The 19,204-nt window shown below is 38.9% G+C and carries 16 protein-coding genes and 1 tRNA gene; 10 read left to right on the top strand and 7 right to left on the bottom strand.

Translation table 11 applies throughout. The annotated features are described in order from the left end of the window. Window positions 1–97 precede the first annotated feature (97 nt). Window positions 98–397, bottom strand: a complete 300-nt coding sequence (locus tag ACED20_RS02875) for a hypothetical protein (RefSeq protein WP_294202960.1) — start codon at window positions 395–397, stop codon at window positions 98–100. A 567-nt stretch (window positions 398–964) separates the two neighbouring features. On the opposite strand from ACED20_RS02875, the gene ACED20_RS02880 reads away from it, so the two are divergent. Then, the gene (locus ACED20_RS02880; RefSeq protein WP_378103420.1) at window positions 965–2,338 is read left to right on the top strand and encodes a hypothetical protein; all 1,374 of its coding nucleotides are present in this window, start codon (window positions 965–967) and stop codon (window positions 2,336–2,338) included. Window positions 2,339–2,456: 118 nt separating this feature from the next. Here ACED20_RS02880 and ACED20_RS02885 read toward each other — a convergent pair whose 3' ends face one another. The 3 genes from ACED20_RS02885 to ACED20_RS02895 all read right to left on the bottom strand — a co-directional run bounded on the left by ACED20_RS02885 (window position 2,457) and on the right by ACED20_RS02895 (window position 4,600). Then, on the bottom strand, window positions 2,457–2,909 hold the full coding sequence (locus ACED20_RS02885; protein ID WP_378103421.1) for a hypothetical protein: 453 nt from the start codon (window positions 2,907–2,909) through the stop codon (window positions 2,457–2,459). A gap of 1 nt (window position 2,910) precedes the next feature. Then, a complete protein-coding gene (locus ACED20_RS02890) occupies window positions 2,911–3,765 on the bottom strand; it encodes a nucleoside phosphorylase (RefSeq protein WP_294308638.1) in 855 nt (284 codons plus the stop codon). A gap of 511 nt (window positions 3,766–4,276) precedes the next feature. After that, window positions 4,277–4,600: a translation initiation factor gene (locus tag ACED20_RS02895; RefSeq protein WP_294314511.1), complete on the bottom strand. Its 324-nt coding sequence runs from the start codon at window positions 4,598–4,600 to the stop codon at window positions 4,277–4,279. Between the two features lie 144 nt (window positions 4,601–4,744). Here ACED20_RS02895 and ACED20_RS02900 point away from each other — a divergent pair, with 144 nt between their 5' ends. Then, window positions 4,745–7,486, top strand: a complete 2,742-nt coding sequence (locus ACED20_RS02900) for a sodium-translocating pyrophosphatase (protein WP_378103423.1) — start codon at window positions 4,745–4,747, stop codon at window positions 7,484–7,486. 305 nt (window positions 7,487–7,791) lie between these two features. Here ACED20_RS02900 and ACED20_RS02905 read toward each other — a convergent pair whose 3' ends face one another. Beyond that, on the bottom strand, window positions 7,792–8,931 hold the full coding sequence (locus ACED20_RS02905; protein WP_378103424.1) for an aminotransferase class I/II-fold pyridoxal phosphate-dependent enzyme: 1,140 nt from the start codon (window positions 8,929–8,931) through the stop codon (window positions 7,792–7,794). An 88-nt stretch (window positions 8,932–9,019) separates the two neighbouring features. Between ACED20_RS02905 and ACED20_RS02910 the strand changes: the two genes are divergently transcribed. The 3 genes from ACED20_RS02910 (at window position 9,020) to ACED20_RS02920 (ending at window position 11,067) form a co-directional block, all read left to right on the top strand. After that, window positions 9,020–10,066, top strand: coding sequence for a M28 family metallopeptidase (locus ACED20_RS02910; RefSeq protein ID WP_294241472.1), 1,047 nt, complete (start codon window positions 9,020–9,022; stop codon window positions 10,064–10,066). A gap of 83 nt (window positions 10,067–10,149) precedes the next feature. After that, the gene (locus ACED20_RS02915; protein ID WP_294202949.1) at window positions 10,150–10,512 is read left to right on the top strand and encodes a glyoxalase; all 363 of its coding nucleotides are present in this window, start codon (window positions 10,150–10,152) and stop codon (window positions 10,510–10,512) included. Between the two features lie 39 nt (window positions 10,513–10,551). After that, window positions 10,552–11,067: an endonuclease V gene (locus ACED20_RS02920; protein WP_294241474.1), complete on the top strand. Its 516-nt coding sequence runs from the start codon at window positions 10,552–10,554 to the stop codon at window positions 11,065–11,067. Window positions 11,068–11,297: 230 nt separating this feature from the next. Here the strand turns inward: ACED20_RS02920 and ACED20_RS02925 are convergent, their stop codons facing one another. Then, window positions 11,298–11,657, bottom strand: coding sequence for a helix-turn-helix domain-containing protein (locus ACED20_RS02925; protein WP_294202945.1), 360 nt, complete (start codon window positions 11,655–11,657; stop codon window positions 11,298–11,300). A gap of 236 nt (window positions 11,658–11,893) precedes the next feature. Between ACED20_RS02925 and ACED20_RS02930 the strand changes: the two genes are divergently transcribed. The 3 genes from ACED20_RS02930 to ACED20_RS02940 all read left to right on the top strand — a co-directional run bounded on the left by ACED20_RS02930 (window position 11,894) and on the right by ACED20_RS02940 (window position 14,464). After that, on the top strand, window positions 11,894–12,817 hold the full coding sequence (locus tag ACED20_RS02930; protein ID WP_378103426.1) for a ClpXP adapter SpxH family protein: 924 nt from the start codon (window positions 11,894–11,896) through the stop codon (window positions 12,815–12,817). Between the two features lie 424 nt (window positions 12,818–13,241). Continuing rightward, window positions 13,242–14,072, top strand: coding sequence for a GLPGLI family protein (locus ACED20_RS02935; RefSeq protein WP_294202941.1), 831 nt, complete (start codon window positions 13,242–13,244; stop codon window positions 14,070–14,072). 317 nt (window positions 14,073–14,389) lie between these two features. Continuing rightward, window positions 14,390–14,464 (top strand) — tRNA-Arg (locus ACED20_RS02940). A 115-nt stretch (window positions 14,465–14,579) separates the two neighbouring features. Here ACED20_RS02940 and uvrA read toward each other — a convergent pair. Continuing rightward, a complete protein-coding gene (gene uvrA, locus ACED20_RS02945) occupies window positions 14,580–17,372 on the bottom strand; it encodes an excinuclease ABC subunit UvrA (RefSeq protein WP_378103427.1) in 2,793 nt (930 codons plus the stop codon). A 371-nt stretch (window positions 17,373–17,743) separates the two neighbouring features. Here uvrA and ACED20_RS02950 point away from each other — a divergent pair, with 371 nt between their 5' ends. Then, window positions 17,744–18,670 (top strand): IS1595 family transposase, encoded by a 927-nt coding sequence (locus ACED20_RS02950; protein ID WP_345765622.1) that lies wholly within the window; start codon window positions 17,744–17,746, stop codon window positions 18,668–18,670. Window positions 18,671–18,899: 229 nt separating this feature from the next. Next, window positions 18,900–19,121, top strand: coding sequence for a hypothetical protein (locus tag ACED20_RS02955; RefSeq protein WP_294202935.1), 222 nt, complete (start codon window positions 18,900–18,902; stop codon window positions 19,119–19,121). Window positions 19,122–19,204 lie beyond the last annotated feature (83 nt).

The raw sequence follows: 19,204 nt of genomic DNA on the forward strand, positions 1-19,204 counted from the left end.
CAAATGTAGCAATAATTTATATTCAGAGCATCATAAAAAACGGAGCCTTCTGTAAAAAGACTCCGTTTTTCTTGAAAATATTTATATGACTGAAATTTTAATTGGTTTTCTTGTTCCATTCTGCTTTTACATCTTCAGCAGCATCTTTGGTTTTTTCCCATGCGTCGTTAGCTTTATCTTTGATGTCATCCCATGCATCGGAAGCATTGTTTTTTACTCTGTCCAGCCAGTCTTCATGAGTTGCTTCTTCATCATTTGCTCTTTTTTCATTGATATAATCCTTGGCTTTGTCAGAAAGCTCTTCGATTTTCCATTTTGCGTTGTCTGCAGCATTCTTTAATGAATTTTCTGTGTTGTCTACTGCGTTTTCTGCTTTGTTGTATTCCGAATTGTTCATAATGTTGATATTTTGTTTGTGTTGTAATACATTAAACAATAACTATTCCTAAAAATCCCAGGTATTGTTAAAATTTTCATAAATATCGGTATGCGGCTTTTATTGAATCCACAATGATTGTTCTTTCTGTCTTTTTGAGACAATATTTAATTCCATTCAAAGTTGAAATAAGAAACCTGTTTGCATAATTGCTTAATAATAAACGATTTGTTTTTATAAATCATTATGATTGTATAATATTCATATTTATACCTGATGGTAGCAGTTGTAAAAAATAGCAAACAATCTGGATTAGTCAGGTTAAAAATTGAGAATAATTTAATTAAATTATATTTTAATTAAATATAATTTAAAATTAAAATTTGAAAATAAGATGTTTAATGTTTTTAATTGAGGTTATTTATAATTGTAATTATTTTTATATTGTCTTAAGTGTTTGTAAAACAATTGTTTTTGATTAATTTCATGTGTTTTATATTTGTTGTGATGATTGTTTAATAAAATTGGTTTTTTATTAAATAATTTATATATTTGACATCGGAAACTTTAACCATAAAATACATAAACATGTACACACCATTTAAATCTAAGATCGTGGTGACGGTCTTACTAATGTTCTATTTTAATTTTTCATTCAGTCAGGTTGGAATAGGTACTACTTCGCCTGATCCTTCATCCATCCTCGACATTAAATCGACAAATAAAGGGGTTCTGCTTCCCAGCATCGCCATCACATCGCTTACGGATAATATAACGGTGCTTTCTCCGGCAAACGGACTCGTCATCTGGAACAATGGGGCAGGCGGACTTGCTGATACCGGACTGTATTACTGGAACAGCCAGAAGTGGAATAAAATTTCTGTTGCCAATACGTCCAATACTATTTTTTCGAGCAGTTCCGGAAATGCGTGGAATAATTCTGCCACCAACAGCGGAAACAATACCGGAGGCAATACCCATCTCTCATTAGGAACCAATACTTATGATGATTTGATCTTTAAAGTAAATTCGGTAAAATCAGGCAGATTAGGAACAGATAACTCTATAAGCCTCGGAGCCGGGGCAAACGCAGGCCAGAACGGTATTGCTATAGGAATATCCGGTTCTGCCTACCAGGGAGTCTCGGTTGGAAATGAGGCTTCCGTAACGGCAAATGACGGGCTTGCATTGGGAAATAAAGCTGTCGCTGCAGCCTATAAGTCCAACGCCGTCGGATATAATGCGAAAACCAATAAAAATGAATCGACTGCGCTGGGCAATAATTCTCTGGCCGACGGATTCCAGTCTACCGCTATCGGTTATAATGCCAAAACTACAGCCAACGAATCTTCTGCATTGGGAAATAATTCCGAAGCGGCAGGATTTCAGTCGGTGGCATTGGGGTATAGTGCCAAAACAAATTCCAACAGTGAAACGGCCGTAGGATTTTATGCAGCAACCGGAGGACAGAATTCCACAGCTATTGGTTCGGGAGCTTCCGCTGTAGGCCAGTATTCTACCGCAATCGGGTACAATGCTTCCGCTTTACAGGCGAATTCGATTGTTTTAGGAAATAACAACGCAAACGTTGGGATTGGAACCTCTACGCCAAATACAACCGCAAGGCTGGATGTAAGCGGAGCGTATAAAATGGGAAACCAGGGAACGGTCCATAAAAACCAGATCAGCTTTGAAGTCTGGCCCGCAGTTTCCATACATAATCTTCCGTGCAGTAAATCTACTACGATGAATATTGCTATTCCTGCCTCTATGCTTCCGTCCTCAACAAAAGCCACAATTACCGTAACACCGGCAGCAGATTTTGCAGGAAATTCAACATTTGCCATCTCAAACCCGAGAATGACTTCCACTTCCAACATTACCGTAAATCTTACCAATATCTCTGCAAACACGGAAAGTCTATATTCTTCGCATTTTTATATTACCATTACAGAGTTTTGATTAAATAAAACTTTGCGTGGCAAAAATCATTAAATGCAGCGATAAGATCGACATGTAAATTAAAACTAAAAAAGGATTTCATTTTTGAAATCCTTTTTATGTTACCACTGATTATTATCTAAAATAAATCCGTTCTGGAAAACCAATATTCATTAAGTCCGAAATCTTTTTTATAATGTTTCATGCGGGCATAATTTTTCTCTGAGAATTCATTATCTTCATCAAAGACAAGAGAATCATTGATAATAATGCCATCACAAGCCATCATGAAAAAATGATCGGCAGGGATATCTCCAAATTCAAAATAATGTTCTAGAATAAAGTGATCAATATTATGATCTTCGATTATTGTTATAAGTTTCGCAATTGACGATTTGTCTTCAAAATCATCTCTCGATTTCAAATAGTCAAAATAAATGGTTAAACTTACAAAGTCTCCTGCATTTTTAATGAACAGTTTAAAGTTATCATCAAGCACGAAAAATATTAATCCATCCAATTTTATAAAATCAATATTGTCGTCAATTTCAATATTGTCCTTTATAATGAGGCACGTTATATAGTAGCTCATTTTATTTAATAATCCGTTCCAGCACCCACTCAATCAGGTTCTTTTCGGAAGCATGATGGTCGGCTGAGAATTCTCCGCGTCTTCTGTTGGCGATTACGTTGTTTACCGTAATGGCTTTGTGACCCAGGAGTTTTGATAACGCATAAATGGCCGAAGTTTCCATTTCAAAATTCGTTATGCCAAGATCGTTTAATGTTTCCAGGAACTGGTCATCCAACGCTTTTAAACGCAACTGTCTGCCCTGTGGAGCATAAAACCCCGGGAAAGTTGCCGTGTTGCCGTGATATTTTGCATCTTTATAAAGATTTCCCAGCTCTTCAGACCATTCTGAAAAATACAGCATGGGCTTAATTTTTTCGTATGGGAACTTCTCTGTAAAGTTTTTCGAAAATTCGTTTTCAAATTGGTAGTCCTGGTAAAAATGCATTAGTCCGTCCAGCCCTACAACATTTTGGGTCACCAGCATATTATCCACCTGCACCTCAGGATTTACACTTCCGCAGGTTCCCATCCGGAACAGCTGCAGTGCCGTATGTTCAGTTTTGAATTCTTTCTGCTGAAGGTCGATATTGACCAGCGCATCCAGTTCGTTCATCACGATGTCGATATTTTCCGTACCGATTCCTGTTGACATTACCGTAATTCTCTCGCCACGCAGAGTTCCCGTATGCGTATAAAATTCCCTTTTGTTTTTTCTGATTTCTACCGTGTCGAAATATTTTGAAACCTTTGCCACACGGTCAGGATCGCCTACAAGTATTATTTTTTCAGCAATATCTTCCGGCAAAAGGTTAAGGTGATAAACACTTCCGTCTTCGTTCAGCACTAATTCTGAAGCTGCAAGTTTATTGAGCATAATTATTTTTTTATCGTTTATAAATGAAAATTGTGATTTACTAAAATCTTCCGCTATATCCTTCCTCATTATTTAAAAAGAAAAGCCTATGTAGAATAGGCCGTTTTTAGTAATGAATGTGATTTCGGGGTTTAAAATTAATAAAAAAAATTATATGGTATATCCTCTTGCATATTAAATCAGTTTAAACATGAAAATTCTTTAATTCAAATTTAATAAGTCGGCTGATTTTGTTCCAAAGGAGTAATATCTGTTTAGATCAGTCATAGGCTTACGGCATAGCAACTCTGTAGGAGTTCTATCTTTTTGATATTTTAAAATGGAATTAATGTTGCCGATTACTGGCCAATCTCATCAATAGGTAAACTCACGGTGAAGTATACTGATCGGACAGCAGAATTTTCATTTACCTTTTTCCATTCCGGCGGATCAATAATCAATTGTATTAACCGCTGTAAATTCACTTGCACAGCAAAATTGACTTGTGAAACAAAATTCACCATTCACCTTATCATCCGCCGACTCTTTTTGTTTTATAGCCCAGGTCTTTAAGGATTGCCATGATCTTATCACGGTTATCACCTTGGATGATAATGGTGCCGTCTTTTTCAGAGCCGCCGATACCTAAAGTGGTTTTTATCTTTTTTGAAATTTTTTTAAGCTCTTCCTCAGTACCTTCCCAGCCTTCGACAATCGTTACAGGCTTTCCGTTTCTACCTTTCTTTTCAAACTTGCACACCAATGGCTCTTTCTGCTTAAACTGTTCTTCAGGCATTTCAAAATCCTTCTCTTCATGATCAGGAAAAAGGTTTTTCAGTTGGTCTCTTAAATCCATACGGCAAAATTAATAATTATTTGGAGGAAAGAAAAGCGCAATCATTAATTAAAATAAATACCTTAAACCGGGATGATCTTTTAATGGATTCATAACGATAAAATGATTATATTTAATAATCTGTTACCAAAAAAATATTAAACTATGGATCTATTTGTATTAGTACCCATTTTTGGGGTGATTGCCTTGGTATATACGTACCTCCAGAGCAATTGGGTCAATAAGCAGGATGCCGGAAATGAAAAAATGAAACTTATCAGCGGACATATTGCTGACGGTGCCATGGCTTTTCTCAAAGCCGAGTACAGGATTTTAACTTATTTTGTCTTAATCGTTGCCATCCTCCTCGCAGTCATGGGCATGAGCAATGCCAATTCGCACTGGACCATCGGGATTGCTTTTATTTTCGGGGCTGTATTTTCTGCCTCAGCCGGCTTTATTGGGATGAAAATTGCTACCAAAGCCAATGTACGGACTGCTCAGGCTGCCAAAACTTCTCTTTCACAAGCTTTAAAAGTTTCTTTTTCCGGAGGATCAGTAATGGGAATGGGCGTAGCCGGATTGGCGGTGTTAGGATTGGGTGCCTTGTTTTTAATCATCAGACAGATCTTTGCTCCCAATTCACCGGTAGATTCCCACGAAATGGAAAGGACCATCGAAATTCTTACGGGGTTTTCTTTAGGTGCTGAATCCATTGCACTTTTTGCAAGGGTAGGCGGAGGAATTTATACGAAAGCTGCAGATGTAGGAGCGGATTTAGTAGGAAAAGTGGAAGCGGGAATTCCGGAAGACGATCCACGAAATCCCGCCACAATTGCAGATAATGTAGGAGATAACGTGGGGGATGTTGCCGGGATGGGAGCGGACTTGTTCGGGTCTTATGTAGCGACGGTGCTGGCAACCATGGTGTTGGGTAGAGAAACGGTTTCTCAGGATTCATTCGGCGGTTTTGCGCCGATTCTTTTACCGATGCTGATTGCCGGGACGGGGATTATTTTCTCGATGGTCGGGACCTTTTTTGTGAGAATCAACGATAACGAAGATTCATCTACATCCAGCGTGCAGAATGCTCTTAATCTGGGAAATTGGGGAAGTATTGTGATTACTGCCATCGCTTCTTATTTTTTGGTGACCTATATTCTTCCGGACAAAATGGTGCTGAGAGGTCATGAATTTTCAAAAATGGGTGTTTTCGGAGCCATTATGGTAGGGTTGGTTGTCGGAACACTAATGAGTATTATTACGGAATATTATACAGCCATAGGAAAAAGGCCGGTGTCAAGTATTGTAAGGCAGTCTTCCACCGGACATGCCACGAACATCATCGGCGGTCTTTCCGTAGGGATGGAGTCAACTTTGCTTCCGATTATTGTTCTGGCAGGCGGAATTTACGGTTCTTATCTTTGTGCCGGGCTTTACGGCGTGGCTATTGCGGCTGCAGGAATGATGGCGACAACAGCCATGCAGCTTGCCATCGATGCATTCGGTCCTATTGCAGATAACGCAGGTGGAATTGCTGAAATGTGCGAACTGCCGAAAGAAGTCCGTGAAAAAACAGATATCCTGGATGCCGTAGGAAATACAACGGCAGCCACAGGAAAAGGATTTGCCATTGCTTCCGCAGCATTAACCGCTTTAGCTCTGTTTGCTGCATTCGTAGGAATTGCAGGAATCGACGGGATCGATATTTACCGGGCAGATGTATTAGCCGGATTATTTATCGGGGGAATGATTCCCTTCATTTTTTCATCTTTAGCCATTACGGCGGTTGGACAGGCAGCTATGGCCATGGTGGAAGAGGTAAGAAGGCAGTTCCGGGAAATTCCGGGAATACTGGAAGGAAAAGCACAGCCGGAATACGAAAAATGTGTAGCCATTTCTACCGATGCTTCTATCAGGAAAATGATGTTGCCGGGAGCCATTGCCATTATTTCACCTTTATTGATCGGATTTATTTTCGGACCTGAGGTACTGGGCGGATTTTTAGCAGGAGCTACCGTAAGCGGCGTGCTGATGGGAATGTTCCAGAACAATGCCGGCGGTGCGTGGGATAACGCCAAAAAATCTTTTGAGAAAGGGGTAAATATCAATGGAGAAACCTATTACAAAGGTTCTGAACCGCATAAGGCATCGGTAACGGGTGATACGGTAGGAGACCCGTTTAAAGATACTTCAGGACCTTCCATGAATATTCTGATCAAATTGATGTCAATTGTATCATTGGTAATCGCACCTACCTTAGCGGTGATGCACAAAGATAAAATCGAGGCTAATAGAAAAGCAAAACTGGAAGCTTTAATGGGGACTGCAGGTCTTACAGCAGCTAATTCAACTGCTACTGGTGTTAACGGTACCGGAACCGTGATGATGTCACAGATAAAAGGCTATCTGAATGAGAGCGGAGATTTTGTTTATGATACAGGAGCCATAAAAGAAGTAGAGCTGAAAGACGGAAAGAAAATAAAAATCGGAGAGGGTAGCCAGCTGTATCAGCTGTACAATGCCGTTAAGAATAATGACCAGGGTGTTCTTGACCCCACTAAATGGTACACCATAGAAAATCTGTATTTTGAAAGCGGGTCGAGTGATCTGAGACCGGGTTCCGATGCACAGCTGCTGAATCTGGTAGAGCTGTTGAATGCGTACCCGACCATGAAAATAAAGCTGGGCGGCTACACTGATAATATCGGAAACGAAGAAAGCAACCAGAAGCTTTCCAACCTGAGAGCTCAGACTGTAAAGCTTAAATTACTGGAGCTTGGCGTAGGAGGAGACAGGGTAGAAGCAGAAGGTTATGGTTCCCAGTATCCGGTATGTGCAGCCAATGACACCGAAGAGTGTATGGCAAAAAACAGGAGAATCGATGTAAGGGTACTGTCCTTTTAATCCGAATTGAAAACATTATTGAAAGCACTGCCGAAAGCAGTGCTTTTTTAATTGAAAGCTTTAACATCAGAATAATATGAAGACTTTTCTCCAAGCGAATTCAATATAAAAATAAATTTAAACCCTTTGGAATTTAAACCCTTATTTATCTTGCAATAGCGTCAGGTTTTAGCCCGATGTAATAATAGCAGTTAAAAATGCGGTTTCATCCAAACTTATTTACTTAAATAACGGATACCTTAGAGAGTGATGCTAACAAAAGAAACTTCCAGCATCAATCATCCGGCTTCCTACTTTTAAACAAGTCAGAGCACCTTTCTCAAATGTTCCAGTGCATCCGTAATCAGGTCATCGTTCTTTGCAAAGCTGAACCGGATATAATCGGAATTCTGTTTCGAATTGTAAAATGCGGAAAGCGGTAAGCAGGCAACTTTTTTTTCAACCGTCAGCCACTTTGCGAATTCCACATCAGTCATGGTTTTGGAAACCGCTCTGAAATTGGCAATCTGGAAAACCGCACCTTCAGCTCTCTGCCCGGCCGTTAGCGGTGTTTTATTGATAAGTTCATAAAAAAGATCACGTTTTTTCTGCATAAGCAATTGATTGGCAGAAGGATCAAAAACTTCAAGATATTTAGCGATTGCATACTGGCAGGGCGCACTGGCACCATAAGAAATATATTGCTGGTGGCACCGGAATTTGGCGGTCAGTTCTTCGGGAGCCAGAAGATAACCCACTTTCCAGCCTGTGGAATGGAACATTTTCCCGAATGAAAAAATTCCGAATGTCCTTTTTCTCAGCCCGGGATGCATAAAAGCACTGTAATGTTCCGTTCCGTCGAAACAGTAAGTATCGTAAATCTCTTCAGAGATGAGGTAGATTTCCCGATCTTTAATCAGCGTATACAGCTGGTACCATTCTTCACGGGACCATATTTTTCCGGTAGGATTCTGAGGCGAATTGACAATAATGGCTTTGGTTTTTCCGGAAATACAGTTTTGCAGCTTTTCCCAGTTTATCGAGAAATCATTGTCAAGATCGTAGTAGACGGGAATACCGCCGTTGAGGAAAACAGACGGTCCGTAAGTATAGTACGAAGGCTGAATGACTATGACTTCATCACCTTGGTTCAAAATACAGCGGAGCGAAGTATACAAAGCAAAAGTAGCACACGGGACAATGGTTACTTCATTTTCTTTCAGACCGATGCTGTGTTTCCTGTTTATATTAAACGTCATAACATTCTGGATAAGCAGGGGATTTCCGGCAAGCGGCTCATAATTATGATTACCCATATCAGCTGCTTCTTTCAGGAATTCCCGGAGACGGCTGTCGATGCTAAAATCCGGTAACCCCAGTGAAAGATCGAAACTGTTGTTCTTAACAGCCAGTTCAGACATTTCCGAAAAAAAGGAGTAATGATTGAATCCGTAAATATTCTCCATATTATGTGCATTTCATTCAAATATATGAAAAATACCATTCCGTCTGGGATTAAATAAATTTTCCTATTTTTAAGCAAATTATTCATCAATGAGAAAATTATTCATTCCATTATTTTCAGTCGCGGTACTGGTGAGTTGCGGTACGGCAAAAAAAACTTCCGGTATGGAAACTGCACAGTCTTCTACAGTTGTGAAGGGAAGTAAAGCTTTTGTCTCTGCCTACAAAGAAATTAAAGCGGAAGATTTAAAGAAGAATCTGTATGTTATTGCTTCTGACGAAATGGAAGGAAGAGATACGGGAAGCCCCGGACAGAAAAGAGCGGGAGAATATATGGTAAATTATTATAAAAGCCTGGGTATTTCCTATCCGAAAGCACTGGGTTCCTACTATCAGAAGGTTCCTGCAGATTTTATGAAGAAAAGAGGTGGGGGAAATCTTCCAGACTCCGAAAATATTTTAGCCTTTATTGAAGGTTCTGAGAAACCTCAGGAAATTGTGGTAATTTCCGGGCATTACGATCATGTCGGAACAAGAAACGGCGTGGTATACAACGGTGCGGATGACGATGGCAGCGGAACGGTAGCTGTTATGGAAATTGCAAAAGCGTTCCAGGCGGCCAAAAAAGCAGGGAACGGACCGAAAAGATCCATCCTTTTTCTTCATGTAACGGGAGAGGAGCACGGATTATTCGGGTCAGAATATTACACCGATCATCCGGTTTTCCCCCTGGCCAATACAGTGGTTGATTTGAACATTGATATGATCGGGCGCGACGATCCGGAAAACAGAGGAAAGCAGTATGTTTACGTGATAGGTTCGGAAATGCTGAGCTCCCAGCTTAAAGTCATCAATGAAGCAGCGAATAAAATGACGAACAATCTGGAACTGAATTACAGATATGATGATCCGAATGATACGGAGCGTCTGTATTACCGTTCAGACCATTACAATTTTGCCAAAAACAATATTCCGGTAGCGTTTTTCTTTGACGGGATCCATGAAGATTATCACAAACCGACTGACGATGTGGAGAAAATCGACTATAAACTGTTGGCGAAAAGAACGCAGCTGGTTTTTGCCACGGCCTGGGAACTGGCAAACAGACCTGAAAGGATCACCGTAGACAAAAAATAATCTGTACGTAATAAAACGAAAGGCAAATCTGCTGTTGCGGTTTGCCTTTTTATTTTTTAATTTAAAAATGCATTACATCAATTATGAAACAAAAAGTAAAATCAATACGGCCTTTTATCGGTGCGGAAAATTTTGAAATCAGCAGAAGCTTTTACCGGGATCTGGGATTTGAAGAGGTGGTGATCAATCCGAATATGTCATTATTCAGATGGAATGACAACGCATTTTATCTTCAGAATGCGTATGTTAAAGACTGGATTGATAATACCATGGTTTTTATGGAAGTAGACGATACAGATCAATTTTTCCAACAGCTTGTAAATTTAAATCTTACTGAAAAATACACTAACGCAAAATTATCTCCAGTAAGAACCATGACTTGGGGAAAAGAATGTTTTGTTCATGATCCGAGCGGGGTTTTATGGCACTTCGGAGAATTTTTTTAACAACAATTCCAAGAATCTTCAGAAATATTTAATTTTTACATGATCTACGCCTTCGATACCTATTATTACGACGATTACGCCAATACGATCTGTTTGGCATTTCCGGATTGGACTTCCGAGCATGAATCGGAAGTTTTCAGCGAAAAAACCACCATTTCTTCGGATTACGAAAGCGGTGCTTTTTACAAGAGGGAATTACCCTGTATTATAAGCCTTTTAAATAAAATCGATCTCCGGCAGGGTGATCTGATTATTGTCGACGGCTATGTTACCCTGGATGAAAACGGGAAGATGGGTCTTGGCGGCTATCTTTACGAGGCTTTGGATCGGAAATTTCCTGTAATTGGCATTGCCAAAAACGGTTTCAAAAGCAATGATCCTGAAAGAAGAACCGTTTACCGTGGTGAAAGCAGAGCGCCGCTTTTCATTACATCAAAAGGAATAGACGTTGATGAGGTAAAAGAGAAACTGGAGCAAATGCACGGCAGTTTCAGAATCCCGACGTTGCTGAAAAAGCTGGACCAATTGACGAGAAATGAATTAGAATCAAATTAATCGGAGAAAGGTCATCTGAAAGTGTTTCAATCATCACTTAAGCCCATGTTCCTGATTCTACAGACCTATTAAACCCGGCAGAAAAAAAATCTTCAATAAGTGATAAATATCAGTTAATTATTATTTTTATTAATTCTAAATAAATATAAATTTGTAGTAATAAAAAACACAAACAATCATATCCATATCAATTTTTGTTTTTTCGAACCGGCAGTTTATGGCCGGTTTTTTTATTTTTGATAAAGAGATTTTCTGTATTCGATGCCCCATTTTGCAATTTCATCGATAATCGGCTCGATTGTTTTGCCGTATTCCGTTACTTCATATTCTACGGTTACGGGTTTTGTATCCAGAACGGTACGTGTAATAAGGTGGTTGATCTCCATATCCTGCAGTTCTTTTGAAAGCATTTTGGCTGCAATGCCATCGATCTCCCGAAGCAAATCCATAAACCGCATTTTCCCGCCCTGCATCAAGGTACCCAAAATATGAAACTTCCATTTGCCGGATAAAATTTCCATTGAATCCTTGATCGCATTCATCCTGTTTTTACATACCGAAGACGTATTGAAGTTCGCTTCCTTTTTCATAGCTGATCTGTTAAAGTGCAAAGATAGTGAATTCCGGTTAGTTGGTTTCATAGAAGAAACCGGTTTCCAAAAGGAAATCCATTACCAGGATACAGGGATTAAATCATAGCTTTGTGATACAGTAAAAAAGACATCAAATCTTAACATCATACATGCTGAATTGCAGAATACTAACCTTTTTGTTCATAACAGCTGCGCTAAGCAGCTGTAACGGACAGAATGCTAGAAGTAAGAAAATGGAGAATAAATCAACGAATCCGCTGTTATGCGATCCTGCCACAGGAATTTGTGAAGTTCCGGGAGGAGAAAAAACCGAAATCGGGAACATCAGTGTAAAAGTTAATGAAAAACCGGTAAAAGTCATTTATTTCACAGATCCTATCTGTTCTTCTTGCTGGGGAATCGAACCACAGCTGAGAAAACTTAAACTGGAATACGGAAACAACGTAGAGGTAGAATACAGAATGGGCGGTCTTCTTCCGGACTGGAGCTACAACAGCGGAGGCATCAGCAAGCCGTCCGACGTGGCGCATCACTGGGACGAAGTAAGTTTATATTACGATATGCCGATTGACGGAGATGTATGGCTTCAGGATCCGCTGGATTCTTCCTATCCGCCATCCATCGCTTTCAAGGCAGCTCAGATGCAGGATAAAAAGAAAGCGATTGAGTTCATGCGGGAGCTTCGTGAAATGGTATTTTTAAAGAAAAAGAATATTGCAAAGTGGGAACATATTGCTGCCGCCGCAAAAAAAACAGGCCTTGATACAGAGCAGCTGAAAAAAGATTTTGACGGAAAAGGAAAAGAACTTTTCCAGGAAGATCTTAAACTGGCCAGAGAAATGGGCGTACGGGGATTTCCTACCATGTTCTTTACCAACGATGCGGGCAATAAAGAGATCGTATACGGATCGAAGCCTTATGCATTTTATGAAACTGCCATCTTAAAAGTAAATCCGGAGACCAAAAAGTCTGAATATTCCAAAAACTGGGAAAATCTTTTTGCCAAATACAGTTCGCTGACGGCAAAAGAATATTCGGAATTATCCGGAACGCCGCGAAGAGAAAGTGAGCAATTGCTGAACGATCTTTCTGCAAAGGGAAATCTTGATAAGCTCACCACAAAAAACGGTTCACTGTGGACCCTGAAATCGAATTAATTTCTATTAATATTTAGCAAATTTTTTCCGGAGATTCTTATGAGTCTCCGGTTTTTTGTTATTGAAAAAATCATTCCGGTTTTTGTCGACTGACAATGCAGAAATAAAATTGAATTTTATTCTCAAAGTTCTATATGTTTACGGCTTAAATAACAACACCATAATTTCTGATCACACTTTTTAAATCCGGCATTTAATAGATATTTAACTAAAAATATCTTTCGTATTTCAAATGTTAAAAAACAGAATTAAAGTTTTAACAGACACGTCTTAAAAATTATCAAATTTTATCGTTTTTAATTCTTTACCAGAGGATAAATTACCCGTATTTTGCCTGAAAATAAAGCGGATTACCTATTGGTTTTTAAGAAACCAGCATATTTGAACTCCTGATATTTTTAATAAACTTACTAAAACCTGTTAAATGAAAAATAACATGAACAAACTGTTTTTTACTTTTTTGGTTGCCGGATCTTTTATGAAATCCCAAACCCAACGTTTTATCTATGATGTCACGTATAAAAAAGATTCGGCCTCAACGGTCCGGACCAAGGAAAATTACCATCTGGATGTTGAAAATGAAAATGTTACCTATTACACAAGGGATTTTTTCGTTGCAGATTCGCTGATCAGCAATAACCTGAAGTTTCCGGATGGTGCTAAATTAAATACTTCATCCATTATTTTTCATAAAAAAGGAAATGATCAATTCGAAGAATTTGATCTTCTGGAAGGCAGCACTATTCTCAAACTCCAGTCTGCAGAATCGCAAAACTGGAAACTGACCAAGGAAAGCAGGAAAGTAAAAAACCTGACACTGCAAAAAGCAATTACTACCTATGGCGGAAGAAACTGGACGGCCTGGTTCACAAAAGAAATTCCATTTCAGGAAGGACCCTATACTTTTCATGGCCTTCCGGGACTTATTATTGAACTCTATGATGACAAGGACAATTACCGATTTGAGCTGGTAAAATCCGTAAAAATAGCCGGAATGCAGAAAAATCAATTTATTGAAATGTCCAGACAGATGAGCGTTCCGGTAGAGTGGGAAAAGTATAAAAAGACCAAGCTTACCTATTACGAATCTCCTGTGAATTTTCTTAAAAATGCTTCCAACAGGGATCAGTTTTATCTTAATGACGGAACGATGGTTAATGCTGCAAACTCAAGGGAAATCAATGACCGTCTGAAAGCAAATATCAAAAGATACAACAACCCGATTAATCTGGAAAAGGCTGTGGCTTATCCTTAGATCATATTGGTGGAAAATTTTTATTTAAAATATTCATAGATAAACTGCGAATTTAACATTCAGTTCATTGTTTGGCATAGAATTTATTCCTATATTTACTAGAGAAATACAACTGAAGTGGAAACATATTTTGCTTTTTTCAGTCCTGAAATCGCAATTAAATTTATAAAAATTTAAGCACAGCACCGTCGGCTGTGCTTTTTTATTGTTGTCTAATTAAAAAAATGAGATGTTTTTATCTACTGAATTCGCTCCTAAAGAGCGGATTCTTTTCTTTTCAAATCGTAAAAAAATTAGTATCTTTGGTGCACCAAGAGGGTCCCATAGTTCAACGGATAGAATAGAAGTTTCCTAAACTTTAGATCCAAGTTCGATTCTTGGTGGGACTACCAAACAGAAATATTCTGATATAAAAACATCACAGGTTTTGAGCCTGTGATGTTTTTTATTTATACCGGAATGTTTGTACTTATAAAAAAGCGGCCTTTTCCGGACAGCCTTTTATGATTAATTTTCCAGCTTTTCTTTGATGTATTTTGCTGTATGGGATTTTTTATTTTTTGCCAGTTCTTCCGGTGTTCCTGTGAAAACCACTTCACCGCCATGCTTTCCGGCTTCCGGTCCGATATCGATAATGTAATCTGCCGACTTAATAATATCCGGCTGATGCTCGATCACAATTACGGAATGACCCAGGTCGATCAGAGCCTGTAAAGACTTCAGCAGTTTCTGGATATCATGGAAATGAAGCCCCGTAGACGGTTCATCGAAAATAAACAGCGTTTTGTCCGTCGTTACGCCTTTTACCAGGAATGAGGCGAGCTTTACACGCTGTGCTTCACCGCCGGAAAGGGTAGAAGAGCTTTGCCCGAGCTGCAGATATCCTAAGCCGACGTCCTGTAAAGGTCTTAGCTTGGTCACGATTTTCTCTTCTTTATTATCACTGAAGAACTCCAGTGCTTCGTCAACAGTCATGTGAAGAATATCCGAGATGTTCTTCTCGTCGTACTTTACTTCCAGAATTTCATTTTTGAAGCGGGTTCCTTTACATACTTCGCATTCCAGCTCGATGTCAGCCATAAACTGCATGGAGACATTGATTACCCCTTCACCTTTACATTCGTCGCATCGTCCTCCATCTACGTTAAAGGAAAAATGTTTCGGCTTATAGCCCATCATTTTAGCCATTTTCTGCTTGGCAAATAAATCCCGGATGTCATCGTAAGCTTTCAGGTACGTTACAGGATTGGATCGTGAAGATTTCCCGATCGGGTTCTGGTCGATCAGTTCAATATTTTTAATAAGCTTGGCAGGGAAATCAACGGAGTCATAATCCCCCTTTTTACCGCCCATACCCAGTTGAATCTGAATGTCGTTGGTGAGGATTTCCTTCATCAGGGTAGATTTTCCGCTTCCTGAAATCCCTGAAATTACGGCGAGACTTTCCAATGGAATATCAACGTCTATATTTTTCAGGTTATTCTGGCGGGCTCCTTTAATGTGGATCCATTCTTTTGCTTTTCTTCTTTTTTTCGGAATCTCGATTTCCAGTCTTCCGGTAAGGTATTTAGAGGTTAAGGTATCTGCATTTTTCAACTTATTATAATCTCCTGCAAATACAAGTTCACCTCCTAAATATCCGGCTTCCGGACCGATATCAATAATATAATCCGCAGCTTTCATTACATCTTCATCGTGTTCCACCACAATAACGGTATTGCCAAGATCACGAAGGTTATGCAGGACTTCAATTAGATTTTCGGTATCTCTTGAATGTAACCCGATGGAGGGTTCATCCAGAATGTAAATGGAACCTACCAAAGAACTCCCTAAGCTCGTTGCCAGGTTGATCCGCTGACTTTCACCGCCGGAAAGAGTATTTGAGGTTCGGTTCAGGGTCAAATAGCCCAAACCGACTTTCAATAAAAATTCTAAACGCGTCGTGATTTCGTACAATAGTCTTTTGGCAATTTCCTGATCATGCTCGGATAATTTCAATGCCTTAATTAATGGAAACAGCTCATCCAGAGGCAGCTCGATCATCGACTGAATGTTATGGCCGTCAATTTTTACCCAGCTTGTTTCTTCACGCAGCCTCAGGCCTTCGCAGGTCGGGCAGAGTGTTTTTCCCCGGTAACGGGAAAGCATTACCCGGTACTGGATCTTATATAAATTTTCCTCCAGCATCCGGAAGAAATTATCGATGGAAGGAAAAGTACTCTTTCCGTCGCCTTTCCACAGATATTTTTTCTGTTCTTTGGTTAATTGATGGTAAGGTTTATGAATCGGAAAGTCTTTTGCTTTCTTAATGAAATCCTTTTTCCATTCGCTCATGCTTTCTCCTCTCCATGAGGCCACTGCATCTTCAAAAACAGACAGGGTTTTATTCGGGATCACGAGGTCTTCATCAATACCGATTACTTTACCGTATCCTTCGCAAGTCGGGCAGGCACCATATGGATTATTAAAGCTGAAGAAATGAACGTTCGGTTCCAGAAATTCGATGCCATCAAGCTCAAATTTATTGGAAAATTCTTTAACTTTTCCCGTATCCATGTTCTTTAATGAACAATAGCCTCGGCCTTCATAAAACGCCATCTGAATGGAGTCTGCCAGACGCTGGAGAAAACTTTCATCCTCTTCATAAGCAAAACGGTCGATCACCAGATTGATTTCCATTCCTTTTTCAGGCGTAAAGCCAAAGCTTTCCAAATCTTCGATGCCGGCAACATTATCGTTGATTTCAAGTCTGGTAAAGCCTGCAAGTTTTAAGACATTCAGGTTCTCGCCGAAATTCGCGGCATCATAAGCATAAGGAGCTGTCAGTAAAAAAGAAGTATCTTTTTTGGAAGTCTTTATAAAATCAATTACGTCAGAAACGGAATCCTTCTTTACTTCTTCACCGGAAACCGGGGAAAATGTTTTCCCGATCCGTGCAAAGAGTAGCTTCATGTAGTCGTAAATTTCCGTAGAAGTTCCTACCGTAGATCTCGGATTGGAAGAAATTACTTTCTGCTGGATGGCAATCGAAGGAGCCAGGCCCTTTATATCATCAACTTTCGGTTTTTCCAGCTTTCCCAAAAACTGCCGTGCGTAAGAGCTTAAACTCTCAACGTATCTTCGCTGTCCTTCCGCATAAATCGTATCAAAAGCCAGTGAGGATTTTCCGCTTCCGGAAACTCCCGTAATGACGATTAGTTTATTTTTGGGGATGAGAACATCAATGTGTTTCAGATTGTTAAGGTGTGCATTCTTAACGAAAATCTGTTTTTTAATATCTATATCTGTTTTAGTAGCCATAGTGCAATTAAGACTAACAAAATTACGAATTTTTGACGGAAGTTCAGGTATATGTTTTGGCAACTATTTACAAATCTACACTGTTAAAAAAACTCAGTATTACACAATATCCATGTTTGGTTTTTTTATCATAGTTTTTTCTTCCTGATAAATCTTTAGAAACCTGTTAAAGTACGGCTATTAGGCAGTTACTTACATTTCTACACTAGCTGAAATTATTTAAAGTGATACTTTTAATCAATGTGTTTTGAAATAAGTCCTGTCCGGTAGCTGTTAAGTCCCGATTTTTAGAAAAATATGGAAATTTTAACTAAAATTTAATAATATGGCGCAAAACTATCCGTTCAAATAATTGCTAATATTGCAATACCATGATTAACACAAATTTCAAGTCTGTACTGGAATTAATTAAGACTTTCTCTTCTGAGCAGGTATGTATAGACTATCTAGAGCAAATGAGATGGAGCGGAGTTGTTGAGAGTCCGTTCGATCCGGAGTCAAAAATATATAAGTGCAGTAACAACCGTTACCGATGTAAGAATACCGGCAAATATTTCAATGTGAAAACCGGCACGATGTTCGAAAATACGAAAATCAGCCTTCAGAAATGGTTCTTGGCGATCTGGCTTCTTACCTGCGGCAAAAAAGGAATAAGCTCCATACAGCTGGCAAAGGATATCGGTGTCACCCAGAAAACTGCCTGGTTTTTATCCCACCGCATCCGTGAGTGTTTCGGAATTGAAAACAACAATACCCTTGAAGGCGATGTCGAATGTGATGAAACCTTCATCGGAGGTAAAAATAAAAACAGGCATGCCAATAAAAAAGCAAAATATTCCGGAGGACGCAATTTTCCGGATAAAGTTCCGGTGATGGGAATGCTGCAGCGGGGTGGTAAAATGAACGCGTTCGTTATTGACAATACCGGTAAAAGCAATATCCAGCCTCTGGTCAGACGTTATATCATTTCAAAAAACACCAGGCTGATCAGCGATGAATGGTCCGGCTACAAAGGGTTGAACAAATCCTATCGCCATGTTGTCGTTGATCACTCAAAAAAAGAATATGTTAACGCTAAAGATAAAACGATACATACAAACAGCATTGAGGGATGCTGGAAAATACTTAAAAATTCTATTTACGGGATATATAATGCCGTTTCCAGAAAACATCTTCAACGTTATGTAAATGAATTCCTGTACCGGTTCAATCTGAGAAGCACTCCGGATCATACCAAATTCGTTTATCTGCTGAGAAAAAGTAAAGTCAGAACCAAATACAAAAGTCTCATTCTGTAGAACTCCAATAGTACAAGCAATTCAATAGAAGATAATACATCGGCAGCAGCATTATTTTTGTGGTATCTAAGAATCACTATATAAAGCAAGAATGCGACAGCATATTAATAAATTTGTTTTCTGAAATTGCTTAATTTGTGATTCTTTGTTTTTGTGCTTTTAAAAATCTGAAAAAGAAATAATTATTTCTTTCAGTTTAGCATAAATATGACTACTTTAACAGTTGAAAATGTTACCTGATATATTAAAAGAAAAAAAGATAAAAAGTATTCTTATAAAAAATGAAGAGTACTTTGATACAGCTGATATCAAAAAGAATCATCCGGATTTGAAAATTGATGCCAGTAAAATTATTGTTGTGAAAAAAGCCGGATATATAAAAGCCGAATATGTAAGCTCTTTATCCGATTTCGATCATGCGATAAAGAATATTTTTAAGTCTAAAAAATAATATTTTAACCGGTTTTCTATGTCATCATTCGTTTAAAATCAGAATTAAATTTTATACAATTTTATTGATTCTGTAATATTCGT

The organism is Chryseobacterium sp. sg2396 (assembly GCF_042610505.1).
Classification (GTDB): domain Bacteria; phylum Bacteroidota; class Bacteroidia; order Flavobacteriales; family Weeksellaceae; genus Chryseobacterium.